17 protein-coding genes are annotated in these 12,858 nt (G+C 44.1%); 5 read left to right on the top strand and 12 right to left on the bottom strand.

The features are described 5' to 3' along the window. Positions 1 to 168 precede the first annotated feature (168 nt). The 11 genes from ABIB39_RS00975 to ABIB39_RS00925 form a co-directional block, all read right to left on the bottom strand. Positions 169 to 534: a CoA-binding protein gene (locus ABIB39_RS00975; RefSeq protein WP_354426726.1), complete on the bottom strand. Its 366-nt coding sequence runs from the start codon at positions 532 to 534 to the stop codon at positions 169 to 171. Between the two features lie 75 nt (positions 535 to 609). After that, positions 610 to 810 (bottom strand): hypothetical protein, encoded by a 201-nt coding sequence (locus ABIB39_RS00970; protein ID WP_354426725.1) that lies wholly within the window; start codon positions 808 to 810, stop codon positions 610 to 612. Between the two features lie 18 nt (positions 811 to 828). Then, entirely contained in the window at positions 829 to 1,047 is a 219-nt protein-coding gene (locus ABIB39_RS00965) for a zinc ribbon domain-containing protein YjdM (RefSeq protein WP_354426723.1), read from the bottom strand. A gap of 72 nt (positions 1,048 to 1,119) precedes the next feature. Further along, positions 1,120 to 2,103, bottom strand: coding sequence for a pyruvate dehydrogenase complex E1 component subunit beta (locus tag ABIB39_RS00960; protein WP_354426722.1), 984 nt, complete (start codon positions 2,101 to 2,103; stop codon positions 1,120 to 1,122). A 98-nt stretch (positions 2,104 to 2,201) separates the two neighbouring features. Further along, positions 2,202 to 2,906, bottom strand: coding sequence for a peptidoglycan DD-metalloendopeptidase family protein (locus ABIB39_RS00955; protein ID WP_354426721.1), 705 nt, complete (start codon positions 2,904 to 2,906; stop codon positions 2,202 to 2,204). Between the two features lie 6 nt (positions 2,907 to 2,912). Continuing rightward, positions 2,913 to 3,293: a 30S ribosome-binding factor RbfA gene (gene rbfA / locus ABIB39_RS00950; RefSeq protein WP_354426720.1), complete on the bottom strand. Its 381-nt coding sequence runs from the start codon at positions 3,291 to 3,293 to the stop codon at positions 2,913 to 2,915. A 179-nt stretch (positions 3,294 to 3,472) separates the two neighbouring features. Continuing rightward, positions 3,473 to 4,699 (bottom strand): FtsX-like permease family protein, encoded by a 1,227-nt coding sequence (locus tag ABIB39_RS00945; RefSeq protein WP_354426719.1) that lies wholly within the window; start codon positions 4,697 to 4,699, stop codon positions 3,473 to 3,475. Positions 4,700 to 4,710: 11 nt separating this feature from the next. Further along, positions 4,711 to 5,346 (bottom strand): MBL fold metallo-hydrolase, encoded by a 636-nt coding sequence (locus tag ABIB39_RS00940; RefSeq protein ID WP_354426718.1) that lies wholly within the window; start codon positions 5,344 to 5,346, stop codon positions 4,711 to 4,713. Positions 5,347 to 5,486: 140 nt separating this feature from the next. Continuing rightward, on the bottom strand, positions 5,487 to 6,065 hold the full coding sequence (gene gldD / locus ABIB39_RS00935) for a gliding motility lipoprotein GldD (RefSeq protein WP_354426717.1): 579 nt from the start codon (positions 6,063 to 6,065) through the stop codon (positions 5,487 to 5,489). Beyond that, the gene (locus ABIB39_RS00930; RefSeq protein WP_354426716.1) at positions 6,062 to 6,862 is read right to left on the bottom strand and encodes a shikimate dehydrogenase family protein; all 801 of its coding nucleotides are present in this window, start codon (positions 6,860 to 6,862) and stop codon (positions 6,062 to 6,064) included. Before ABIB39_RS00930 ends, gldD begins: the two co-directional genes overlap by 4 nt. Before the next feature lie 170 nt (positions 6,863 to 7,032). Further along, a complete protein-coding gene (locus ABIB39_RS00925) occupies positions 7,033 to 7,680 on the bottom strand; it encodes a class I SAM-dependent methyltransferase (RefSeq protein WP_354426715.1) in 648 nt (215 codons plus the stop codon). Between the two features lie 178 nt (positions 7,681 to 7,858). Between ABIB39_RS00925 and ABIB39_RS00920 the strand changes: the two genes are divergently transcribed. From ABIB39_RS00920 to ABIB39_RS00910, 3 genes are read left to right on the top strand one after another with little or no spacing between them, the layout of a single operon-like run. Further along, positions 7,859 to 9,055: a glycosyltransferase gene (locus ABIB39_RS00920; protein WP_354426714.1), complete on the top strand. Its 1,197-nt coding sequence runs from the start codon at positions 7,859 to 7,861 to the stop codon at positions 9,053 to 9,055. A gap of 60 nt (positions 9,056 to 9,115) precedes the next feature. After that, on the top strand, positions 9,116 to 10,339 hold the full coding sequence (locus ABIB39_RS00915) for a sensor histidine kinase (RefSeq protein WP_354426713.1): 1,224 nt from the start codon (positions 9,116 to 9,118) through the stop codon (positions 10,337 to 10,339). Then, positions 10,317 to 10,832 carry a DinB family protein gene (locus ABIB39_RS00910; RefSeq protein WP_354426712.1) on the top strand — a complete coding sequence of 172 codons (516 nt, stop codon included), beginning with the start codon at positions 10,317 to 10,319 and terminating at the stop codon, positions 10,830 to 10,832. Before ABIB39_RS00915 ends, ABIB39_RS00910 begins: the two co-directional genes overlap by 23 nt. A 187-nt stretch (positions 10,833 to 11,019) precedes the next feature. On the opposite strand, the gene ABIB39_RS00905 is transcribed toward ABIB39_RS00910, so the two are convergent. Then, positions 11,020 to 11,370, bottom strand: coding sequence for a DUF6249 domain-containing protein (locus tag ABIB39_RS00905; RefSeq protein WP_354426711.1), 351 nt, complete (start codon positions 11,368 to 11,370; stop codon positions 11,020 to 11,022). A 340-nt stretch (positions 11,371 to 11,710) separates the two neighbouring features. On the opposite strand from ABIB39_RS00905, the gene ABIB39_RS00900 reads away from it, so the two are divergent. After that, complete coding sequence (locus ABIB39_RS00900) at positions 11,711 to 12,292, top strand: RNA polymerase sigma factor (protein ID WP_354426710.1); 582 nt, start codon at positions 11,711 to 11,713, stop codon at positions 12,290 to 12,292. Next, positions 12,289 to 12,792 (top strand): anti-sigma factor, encoded by a 504-nt coding sequence (locus tag ABIB39_RS00895; protein WP_354426709.1) that lies wholly within the window; start codon positions 12,289 to 12,291, stop codon positions 12,790 to 12,792. The genes ABIB39_RS00900 and ABIB39_RS00895 overlap by 4 nt, the downstream gene beginning before the upstream one ends. Positions 12,793 to 12,858 lie beyond the last annotated feature (66 nt).

Genomic DNA, 12,858 nt, shown 5'->3' with positions numbered 1-12,858 from the left:
CTTAAAAACGCAATAACTACTTAGTATTTAATGTCTTATCACCTAAATTATCAAGATAAACTTCACGAAAAAGCGAAAAACATAAAACTGCAACTAATTGTAATACAAGGTGTTCCGCTATTTGTCTCACTATATAAATATAAAAGTGGGACAGTAACCAATTCTCCCCTAATACTGGCCTATAGATAGCAGCACCAATGTGCAGGCGTAATCTGTTGCTATGCCGTTTTCGTGGGCAAGGCGGCGTAGGTCGGCGTTTTCGGTGCCGGGGTTAAATATGATGCGTTTGGGGTGGGTGTTAATGATATAGTCGTATAGGGGCGGTTGGTTTTGCGGGCCTATGTATAGGGTTATGGTGTCTATATCGGTGTGGATGGTTTCGGGCTTTTCGATAGGTACGCCGGCAACCTCGCCGGTTTTAATGCCTACGTTTACGATGCTGTGCCCTTTGTCAATTAAACGGTTAGCGGCGAGGTAAGCGTATCGGCTTGCATCGGGCGTGGCGCCCAGTATCAGTGTTTTTTTATCGGCCATGTAAGTATAACGTGCGGGGCGGTTGTTTAGTTTGCAGTTGTTGGCCGGCAGTTTGCACGTTTACAATCGGGTGATCTATGCCTTTTCGCGTCGCCTCGTTTTAACGAGTACTAACACAACGCCGGCACCTATAAGCGCTATCCCCGCCGAAGCCAATACAATGCGCCAGGTTTGGTGGTTCTCTATCCCTTTTATCAACCCAATAACCCCCTGGGTTAGCAGCACTATAAAGATAAACAGCGAGGGCAGCAGTTTTTGGCGCATTGTTTTTTCCATAACTAAAGTTAAAGGAAATTATCGCTTTTTTAAAAATTCGGTTTTCAGTACGATGCTCATGCCGTCAATTTTGCAATCCACCGCGCCGTCGTCATCCGTAAGGCGGATCTTTTTTACCAGCGTGCCTTGTTTAAGGGTAACGCCACCGCCTTTTACCTTCAGGCTTTTAATGAGGGTAACACTGTCGCCGTCGTTAAGGGTGTTGCCGTTGCTGTCTTTTACGTTAGATTCTGCCATGGGGCAAAGCTACAAAACAAAAAAGCCTTCCCAACATAGTCGGGAAGGCTTTCAAATATATAGTCGTTACAATTATTTGGTAACGTACATTACTTCTTTTACTGCTTTAACCACGCGGTCGGGGTTTGGCAGGTATTCCTGGATCAGGGTTGGTGCGTACGGCAATGGTACGTCGCCACCGGTGATGCGTAATACAGGTGCATCAAGATAATCAAAAGCGTCTTTTTGTACTTTGAAGGCGATCTCAGTAGCGATTGAACCTAAAGGCCAGCTTTCTTCAACAATTACTAAACGGTTCGTTTTTTTAACTGAAGCAATAACGGTATCGTAATCGATAGGGCGCACAGTACGTAGGTCGATAACCTCTGCATGGATGCCTTCTTTTTCAAGTTCGGCAGCGGCAGCGTTAACCACTTTCATTATTTTACCAAAACCAACTAAGGTAACATCGGTACCTTGTTTGGTTACGTTTGCTTTACCTATTTCAATGTAGTACGTTTCTTCGGGTACTTCACCTTTATCACCGTACATCAATTCAGATTCCATAAAGATAACCGGATCGGGATCGATAATGGCAGATTTTAAAAGGCCTTTTGCATCGTAAGGGTTTGATGGTACAACCACTTTTAAGCCCGGGCAGTTTGCGTACCAGTTCTCGAAACACTGGCTGTGCTGAGAGCTTAGCATCCCCGCGTTACCTGTTGGCCCGCGGAATACAATTGGCACAGAGAACTGGCCACCACTCATCGACATGATCTTGGCAGCGCCGTTGATGATCTGATCGATAGCTACCAACGAGAAGTTGAACGTCATAAACTCTATAATAGGTTTTAAACCATTCATGGCCGATCCTATACCGATACCCGCGAAACCCAATTCAGAGATAGGCGTATCTATAACACGTTTAGCACTGAACTCGTCAAGCATACCCTGGCTTACTTTGTAGGCACCGTTATAATCGGCAACTTCTTCACCCATTAGGTACACAGTCTCATCCTTGCGCATTTCTTCCTGCATGGCTTCTCTTAGCGCTTCCCTGAATTGTATTTCTCTCATTATGTTGTTAAAATGAAGTTTTTTACGACCGCAAATATAATCACTAATGTGTAAAATGCAATTGCGTGCCGATATAATAAAGTGGTTACAATTGGGGCTTAGCTTTGGTTGGCATCAGCGAAGTGTAAAATCAACTCCGGGTCCGGGATATTGTGCAGATATTCTGCTTTGCGCGAGTATTGTCCCACGCCGGGATAGTCGCCTTTTGCGTCGCTAATATCCAGCATTAATTGAAAATGCAGGTGCGGTGGCCAGTTGCCGTTTTCTGTAGCGTTGCCAAAGGTGGCTATCTGTTGGTTTATGCTTATGGCTTGCCCAACTTGCAACCCCATCAAACTCGTGCGACTCAAATGCCCGTATAAACTATACATTGTTAACCCCTCCAGGTCATGTTGCAGAATGATGGTAGGCCCGTAATCGCCAAAGTTATCATTGTCAGCAAAGCTATGTACCGTTCCCGCCAATGGTGAGTAAACAAGTGTACCGGCATCGCCCCAAATATCCACACCTAAGTGCAGGCGGCGTGGCTCGTCGGCAGTGTCAAAATGGGCGCTGCGTGAATAGATGGTGCGGTGTTCCATATAACCGCCAATGCCGTAGCGGCAGTTGTTATCGTTTAGCTTTTTGGTTACCCATTGGGTAAAGGCCTTGGTATCGGTAACTAACTCTGGCGTAAGTTCGGCGTTGGCGGCGGTAAGGTCCAGTTGGTAAAGGCAGTCGCTTTTAACATCAAAGTCCACCACTTTGCCAATGGCACCGGGGTGGACTTCGATATAAGCTGCTAATTGTTCGGTAGCAAGCATCAAGGGTTATTTTTCTTCTTCCGTATCGGGTTGGCGTGGCTCGTGGCTTATCTTGTCGAAGATCTTTTCCATGCGTTCAACATACTCGCTGGTGTCATCCACAAAAAACTCCAGTTGTGGTATCACCCTCACCTGGTCCTTAATACGGGCACCAAGCTTGTAGCGGATCTCCGACGCGTGCATCTTGATGGTTTGCAGGGCGGTTTGGTTATCGGTATTGTTAAAAAAGCTTAAAAAGACGCGGACGATGGCCAGATCAGGCGTAACCCTCACCTTGGTAATGGTAACCAATGTATGCGGTAGGTAGTTCATGCCCTCGCGTTGAAATATCGCGGCCAGGTCTTCCTGAATTACCCCGGCAAATTTTTGCTGACGTTTAGATTCCATAGTGTTTAATAAACGCCGCTTGGGCGATTGGGTTTGAATTATTATTTGGCGAAGGTAATGGTTAAAGCTAATGATTTGAAAATGCTTCTACAAAATTAGGTTGGTAAAAAAGCCCTTTCACCAAGTTGATAGTTTGATTCTTAACTCCCTCTCCTTCGGAGAAGGCCGGGGAGAGGCATTTACAAATCCGCTTTTATCTCATCCAACCTTTTTACACTCAGGCTCGAGCTGATGCCCGATGCTATAACTGCAATCACTGTAACGGTTAAAAACACCAGGCCTATATCACTTAATTTAAAGGCAACGGGGTAGGCGTCTAATACAGACAAGGCCGACCCCATTTTTATCAATCCAAATTGCTTTTGGATCAAACAAATGATCAGCCCTAATGCCAGGCCTGCAATACAGCCGATAAACGAGATCATCATCCCTTCAAAAAAGAATATGCGTTGTATTAGCCCTTTGTTTGCGCCAAGGCTGGTTAGTATGGCAATATCTTTCCGCTTGTCTATCACCAGCATGGTAAGCGAGCCAATAATGTTAAATATGGCAATGATGAGCACAAACGTCAGGATCATAAATATAGACCAGCGCTCGTAATTGATGGTTTTATAAAGTTCGGTGTTTTGTTCCTTACGGTTACGCACGGTAAAGCTTTTGCCTATGCGGTCTTCAATGGCTTCCTGCACCTCGTCCAGGTCGGTGTCTTTTTTATAATTAAGTTCGAGTGATGATACCTGGTTGGGTTGATCGAGCAGTTCGCGGGTAAATTCTATCGGGGTGATGATGAGGTCGTCAAAATCCTGCTGGATGCCAAACACTCCGGATGGCTGTATGGAACGGAAAACAAAATCGTTCATCGGGTCGGTAGAGCTGCCCGCATTCCGCCTTGGCGAAAAGATCTGCAAAGCGACAAACTGGTTCTTTAAACTTACCCCTAAGCTGCCCTGCACGGTTGAGCCTATAACCGCATAGTTTTCGCCTTTATCTTTTAACGTGAACGAACCAAATTGAATGGTGCTATCCAGCATCCGCCCCTTTAAAAAATCATCGCTTACACCCTTTACGGTAGCAATAAACGACCTGCCCGAGTAGCGGATCAACGCCTTTTCCTGTAGTACCTGGGTGTAAGATACTGCACGCGTATCTTTACCCAACGCGTTAAAATAAGGAGTGTTAGGATCGAAGGTTTTGCCCATACGTGGCTCTATCTTCAATTCGGGGGTAAAGTTGCTATATAGTGACAGAATGACACTCTCTAAGCCGTTAAATACCGAAAGGATAATGATGAGCGCCGCGCTGCCCACCAATACACCAAGTATAGATATGCCCGATATGATGTTTATGGCGTGTGTCTGTTTTTTTGAGAACAGGTACCTTTTGGCTATGTAAATGGAGGTGTTCAAATGCTGCTATATTACAAATATGGGTTGGTTTGTTTTTCGTACCCGATAGTAGTTTCGGGGCCGTGGCCCGGGTAAACTGTACAATCATCGGGCAGGGCAAAAAGTTTTTCTTCGATACTTTTTACAAGGGTGCTTAAATCTCCACCCGGCAAGTCGGTACGGCCAATGCTATTCCTGAATATTACGTCGCCGCCTATCAGAATGTTGGCCGCTTTATCGTAAAAGCACAAATGCGCCGGCGAATGGCCGGGTGCAAATACCAGGTCCAGTTCGGTATTGCCAAATTTAACGGTGCCTGTTTCGGGCAAAAATGTATCGGGCAGGGGCGATGGATCATACCGGAAGCCCATTGATGGCGCGTAAGCCACAACCGCGGCCAGCAATTCAGATTCGCCCTTGTGGAACTGTGGTTTTAACCCGTATTGTTCAAACACAAATTTGTTGCCCAACACATGGTCTATATGGCAATGGGTATTCAGCAATAAAACAGGCTTTAAATTATTATCGGCAATGAAACTCACCACCGTGTTTTGCTCGGCAGCGGTGTCCATACCCGGGTCTATTATTGCGCATTCGCCGGTCTCGTCAAATAAAATATAGGTATTTTCCTGGTAAGGATTATTTACAAAGGATTGAACGGTAGCCATAGGGCAAAAGTAGCTATTAAAGGTGAAAGGTAACTTCGAATTAAATAATATCAAATAACGAATGTTGAATTTATAATAACCAAGTGAAAAGCCTTACTTCATCATTCGGGGTTGGGCATTCGATGTTTGATATTTTAATTTCAATCCTTCCACTTAAACGTTTTGATCATCACGTCTACATCTTTTTTAATAAAATTAAGAACAGGTTGGATGGAATCTAGGCGGGGCTCGGAGTTGAAGTAGAGTGCTCCACGCAGATAATGTTTGGTACTATCTGTAAGGTAAAATTGTGCCGATGATGCCGCGTTACCATCAATGGTGTAATAAATGCCGTAAACTTTCCGGTCCGGATAGGCAATAACGCCCTCATCTATGGAAGTTGCTTTTACGCTGTGCTTAAAACTGAGCTTGTGGGCATCTTCTATCAATTGGTTAAATTCTTTTTTGGAAGTAATGGGCTGGTAGCTTAAATGCAGCGTTGCATTAAATTGGGGGAATTGGATGTTTTGCCAGCAAGGTTTGGCATCCCTTGATCTGTCCTGTTCTACCTTGCTATATTTTGGATAATCGAAAGTAAACGGGCAGCCTTCGGTGTATGACTGGTACTCTTTTGCGGGGTAAACAATGCGGTAATATCCCCGCGGCTTTGGCGAGTAATCTGTATTGCCGCCACAGGCAGCGAAAAGCAATACGATTATTATCAGCGCAAAATATCTCACGGGTGTTTTTGTTTTGAGTTCCAGATCTCCCAGGCCTTTTCGGCCTGCAATACTAACATTTCATATCCGTTTTTTATGGCCGCGCCCTGCTCCGCACCTTTTTTCAGGAAAAGCGTTTCTCCCGGGTTGTATATGAGGTCAAACAGCAGGTGGTTTTCCGTTACACCCTCATATGGTATTGGTGGGCATTCATCCACGTTAGGGTGTGTGCCAACCGGGGTGGTGTTAATAATGAGTTTATGATCGGCAATGTCTTTTACAGTAAGGTCGCTAAACAAGATATTGCCTTCAGCGGGTTTGCGGGTAACACATTTGTAGGGGATCTCTTTATTGGTCAGCACGCATTTAACAGCCCTTGCCGCGCCGCCATCGCCTAAAATTAAAGCAGTTTCGTGTTTATCTGTCAACAATGGGCTCAACGACATGTCAAACCCATAAATATCGGTATTGTAACCCTCCAACCTAAAATCGTGGCCTTTTACGCCTACCTCGCCCGAAAACGCTGCTTCCAGCGGGCTTTCGGATGTAATGCGGATGCAGTTGACAGCGCCGGCGCCTTTGGCATCGTGCTCAATCCAATCCAGGTATTGTAAAACATTTACTTTGTGTGGGATGGTTACGTTAAGGCCGCAGAGGTTGGGGTTGTTGTGCAGTAATTTGGGCAGGTCGGCAATGTTCTCTAAAGAAAAAAGTTCGTAGGTGCAATCCCCGATATTTTCTGTTGCAAATTTCTCGGTAAAGTATTTTTTAGAGAACGAGTGCGTTAGCGGGAACCCGATGAGGCCATAATGTTTCATTGCCGGCAGTTTTATAAAATGTAATATTAGCAACAATACGGCAACAATTATAGTTTTTTCTGTTTTACACCGATGCTTTTATAAGTGCTTCGTACGGGCCGATTCTTATTTCAATAAATAAAAAATCCTCATGAAATATTATGCGGGTTAAATATTTAGGGGCGGTTGCCTTATTTAATACATTCAAATTTAACGACCAGTTCCCACCGTTTCGGGTTTTCTACGAGTTTAAACATCTGGTCGGCCGAGTCATTTAATTCGCACCTGCGGATGTTGGTAAAACCGGCGTCGCGCAGTTCTTTTTCTGTAGATTCCCAGTCCCACAGCCAAAGGTGCTCCAGGTAGCCAAACAGGTGTTTGGTAACGGCTTTAAAACTGCGTGGCCTTACCTCAACGCCCATCATCATCCGTTTTATGAGGGTAATAGAAGCTTCGGGGTCGTGCTTTACGTCTTTATCGGTAACATAGTCACGTACCAGCGTTTCCAGGTCGGGCATAATAATGCGGAAGATACCGCCCGGTTTAAGCATTTTATAGGTATTGCGCAAAGCGGTCCTGAAATGCTCAAGCGACATATGCTCTAACACGTGCGAACAGTAAACGCCATCTGCAGTGCCATCTTTTATCCCGGGTAAGCCTTTGGTGATATCGCCGTATTGCACATTTTTATCAAAAACCTGCCCAAGGCTTTTCTTTAACAAGAAACCTACAACCGGTGTATTCTGGATAACAAGAGTTGGTGATACATCGAAATTTTTCCACTCTGCAGGGGCAGTTTGTCCGCAACCGTAATGCACATATAGTTTATTTTCAGACATAATTTATACGGGATTTCTAATAAAGAAAAGCGAATTGTTTACCGTTTTAAAGGTAAACGTTTTACATGAATTACAAAGGTGCCAAAAACGCATAAGTTAGAACAAATAGCTCTTTTTAACGTACAACCGTTTAATAGCAACGCGTTTTATTATTAGTTTAGCAATAAATACATCAACCATGTTAAGTAACCGTAATATATTGTGCATTAGCGGTACCGAGTGGAACGGCAATTATATTAAAGCGGTGGTTGAATTAATGAAGGTTTTATCTACCCAAAACCGCGTCCTTTTTGTGGAGAATGCCTATACCTATAAAGATGCCCTTGCCGGGGTAAGCGACAAGGATAAAATAGATTTTAAAAAAGTATTTGGCCTTAAAGTCCGCATCCGCACCGTTAAAACAGATAATGGTGGTACGGTGCATGTATTGTTCCCCCCGTTGGTTTTTCCGGTTAATTTTTTGGCCGAGGGGATGCTATATAATAATCTTTTAAAGTTTAATGCGTGGCTGTTGCGCGGTGTAGTAAAAAAGGCCCTCAAAAAGCTGAATATGCAGCAGGAACTGATCAACTTCACCTCTTTTAACCCGGGCATGGGGCTGATGACCGGCCGCACATTTGGCGAAAAAACACTGATATACCACTGTTACGACGAAATAAAAGGCGCGCCTTATTGGCTTGCCCGCCACGGTTTGCGGTTAGAAGAGGGCTTTTTAAAAATGGTTGATGCTACTATTGTAACCTCACAAGGGTTGTACGATAGCAAGAAAGGCCTCACCAAACAGTGTTTTATTGTAAAGAATGCCGTAAAGGTAGATCTGTTTAAAAAAGGCTTTAATAACTCGCCAAACCCGGGAAAAAAAGTGGTTGGCTATATAGGTACCGTTGATGACCGCAGCGATTATGATTTGCTGCATCACCTGTTCACCAGTATGCCCGATGCGGAGTTTGTATTTGTAGGCCGCATACTTAGCGAACGTGGCTTAGCCATCCTCCAAAAATACCCCAACGTTAAGATTGAGGGCCCAAAAATGCCGGAGCAATTGCCTGCATACCTGCAAAGTTTTTCGGTAGGTATAATACCTTTTGTGAAGGATGATTTTACCAAGGGGATCTATCCTATGAAGATAAACGAATACCTGGCTGCCGGCCTGCCCGTAGTAAGCACCGCATTTGGTGATATTACCGATTTTGAAAGCCTCATCAAAATAACAGATGACAAAGAAACGTTCCTGCAATATGTGTTATCTGAAATTGCAGATGACACGCCTGAGAAACGCATGGCCCGTTTAAAAACTGCCGAAAACAATACCTGGGATAAACGCGCCGAAGAACTATCTATCGTGATTGAGCAGGTAGAGGCCGGGTTAAATTAACATCCACCCTAAGCCCAATTCATCAAACGGAAAAAAATCCCGTTATTTGAGCATCCATTTATGAACCCGTACCAACAGAAACGCCGCTGGAAATATTTTTTGCTTGCCTTTGCCGTGGTTATTGCCAGTGGGTCGGTTTTTTACACCAGTTACCTGGTGCGCAATATTGCCCGTTCAGAGCGTACCCGTGCACAGGTTTGGGCGCTCAGTATGAAACAAATTGGCAATACATACGATAACGACTTCTTATCATATGTGCTATCGGTGCGGGATAGCCTGGTGGTGCCCGCCCTTGTTACGGATGCTAAAGGCGATTTTTTATTTACCCGCGGGCTTGATGCAACCAAAACTTTCCTTGGTTATGATAAAGAAGAGTTAAAGCAGCGCAAACTAAGCTACGACCCACAATATTTTAAAGATGAGCTTGCTTATATGAAAAAGCAGCATGCACCAATTAAGCTTACCACTGTTTTAAACGAAACCTGGCTGGTTTATTATAAAGATTCGCCACTGCTTACGCAGCTTAAGATGTTCCCTTATATCCAGCTGTCGGTTATTGCAATCTTTCTATTGGTTGCTTACACGGCGTTTAGCTCGTCGAGGAAATCGGAGCAGAACCAGGTTTGGGTTGGTTTGGCAAAAGAAACAGCCCACCAGTTAGGTACGCCTATATCATCGCTAATGGCATGGATAGAACTTATCAAAGATAAGTTTAATGCCGAAGACGACCCTTTAATGGCCGAAATGGAGAATGATGTAAAGCGGTTGGAAATAGTTGCCGACCGATTCTCTAAAATAGGGTCGACCCCTAAACTGGAAGAGCATGCCGTTTACGAAGTGGTGAAAGACTTTGTAGATTATTTTAAAGTAAGGGTAAGCAATAAAATTAGTTTTGAACTTACGGGTAACCGCCGCCTGCACGCCGGCCTTAACGTACCCTTGTTTGACTGGGTATTAGAGAACCTGCTAAAAAATGCGGTAAATGCCATTGCCGAAAGCGGCAGTATAAAGGTGCAGATAACCGGCAGCAAGCAAAAGAATTTGATATACATTGACGTTACCGATACGGGTAAAGGCATCCCGCGGTCTAAATTTGATACCGTTTTCCAACCCGGGTACACCACCCGTAAGCGGGGTTGGGGATTGGGCTTATCGTTAACTAAGCGGATGATACAAAACTACCACAACGGCCAGATATTTGTGAAAGATAGCGAGGTAGGTAAGGGCACAACCTTTAGGATAGTATTAAAAACAATAAGATATGATAAGCAAGCCAAGATCTGACGAGTACGCGCCATATGCAGCCGGTTATGTAAATAAAGTGCCCGATGGTGCCGATGTTTTGCAGGTATTGGCAGATAACCAAACGGCAACCTACAACCTGTTCCACAGCATGACAGACGAGCAGGCCATGCATGCCTACGCCGAAGGTAAGTGGACGCTGAAAGAAGTGCTTGGGCACATGATAGATACCGAGCGGGTATTCTCTTTCCGGGCGTTCGTGTTCTCTCGCGAGGATATCTCCCTGCCGGGCTTTGACCAGGAAACATATGTATTTAGCACCGATTTTAACAGCCGCACCATTCAAAGCCTTGCCGACGAATTTAAGGCCGTGAGAGAAGCTACACTGTTTTTATTTAGATCATTTAGCGGGGAGCAATTGCATCGCAGCGGTGTTGCCAGCGGGGCACTGGTTAAAGTAGGCGCGTTGGTTTACATTACCGCCGGGCACGAAATTTATCACCTGGATATTATAAAGGAAAGATACCTGAAATAAAAAAGGGCCTTATTAAGGCCCCTTTTTTATGATATAATGCTTTATTAATTATCCCAACGGGTACGTTTTGTAGCATCAAACTCGGGTGTAGTGCCGGTTATATTCGCATAAACGGTAAATTCTGAAGCAACGGGCTGGTTTTTATACATTCTCGGTATCCAGTCAATCGCAAATTTGTCTCTTGCTACTATTCGACCATCTTATCAAGCACTTCTTTTTTCTCGATGCGGTATGATAGTACCAGGCCAATGCCGCCAAACATGGCTATCAATGCAAAGTAAATGGCTTCGTTCTCACGATCTGTTTGTGCAAAAACGGTGCGGTCGAGCACATAAGCCAGGAATAAGCCTAAACCTGCACCTATTAATAACAGGCCCCAGGTAAGGTTTTGATAAGGTGCCGGTTTGGGTTTGTAGTTGCGTGGGTCCATACCGCGTTCTATCATCGCCATGCGTTCGCGGTTCCTGATGTAAAAAATCCCAAAAACGAGCGAGAAAAACCCTAAAAAGCAAATTGCTACTAATACGCTATCTTCCATGATATTTAATTTTAATAAGTTAATTTTTTGTTTGTTGTTGCACCATTGCGGTGTATTTGTAAGCTATGACCACACTTTTTTTAAGGAGGTTACACATAGCAAGAAAAATATTTCGGGTTTCGGAGGTTCGATTTCGGATTTGTCTATCCCCACATATTAGCGCTATACTATAGGCAAGGTATCGGACTTCTGAAGTCAATTTCCCTAAACATAAATCCGAAATCTCAAGTCCGTATCCCTAAATCGGTGTATAATTATATAAATCCGAAATCGAAAATCCGAAATCGTAAATCAAACTGTAACCTGTTCCCCTCACTTGTAGTCAGAGTGTTTGTATAATATGCAAAGCAAGCTTACCGATATAGAGCTGATAGAACAAACCCTTGGGGGCAACCAGGCGGCCTATGCCGATCTGGTAAAGCGCCACCAGCGGTTTGTGTTTACTTTAGCGCTACGTTTTGCAAAAGGCAGGGAAGATGCCGAGGAGATAGCGCAGGATTGTTTTATAAAGGCCTACCGGTCGCTCAGCTCTTTTCAGCAGCAATCAAAATTTAGCACATGGTTGTACAGTATTGTTTACACCACCGCCATGACTTTTTTGCGGAAGAAGAGATTGGATACCGATTCAATTGATGCAGACGAAAGTTATATACAGATAGAAAGCAAACCGAGTGGTTATGACGAGTATAACGTCGAGAATAAATCGCGGTCGTACTATTTAAACCAGGCTATTGAACAGCTTTTGCCCGATGATGCTACTATAATTACCCTGTTTTATAAAGGTGAGCAATCCTTGGAAGAAATTGCGAAGGCAATGGGGATAGAGGCCAACACGGTTAAGGTAAAACTATTTAGGGCGCGCCAGCGTTTGAAAGATAAGCTGGAGCGTAATTTAAAACACGAAGTTAACGAACTGATATGAACAGTATAGAAGAAAAGCTTTGGGACTACATTGATGGGACACTGCCTGCAGCTGAGCAGCAAGCCATTGCCCTGCTTATTGAGCAAGAAGAAGTTTACCGTAATAAGTACAATGAGTTGTTACAGCTAAACAGTGAGTTTAAAGCGATGGAACTTGAGGAACCATCAATGGCGTTCACCTACAACGTGATGGAAACTATCCGGGCAGAAAATGCCATGAAACCGCTTGAAGCCACCATAAACAAACGTATTATAACAAGCATAGCAGCATTTTTTATATTTACTATTACCGCCATGTTAGTGTACGTGCTAAGTACCGTAAACTGGTCAATCGGCGGTAGCGAATTTAAAATACCCGTGGAGCTCAACTTAAAAGCGGTGCACTTATCAAACTTCTTTAGCGGCCCGGTTGTAAAAGGATTTTTGTTTTTTGATGTGGTAATGGGATTGTTCCTTTTAGATCATTATCTGCGCCGCAAAACTGTGGCAAAAGGGCAATAATTGTCAGGCCTTGTATATAAAACTACTGACATTAGTTACGCCTGCTAAATTAACAGGATATTAAAT

It is taken from the genome of Mucilaginibacter sp. UYP27 (assembly GCF_040547175.1).
Classification (GTDB): domain Bacteria; phylum Bacteroidota; class Bacteroidia; order Sphingobacteriales; family Sphingobacteriaceae; genus Mucilaginibacter.
This window is presented reverse-complemented; position numbering and strand designations above follow the sequence as displayed.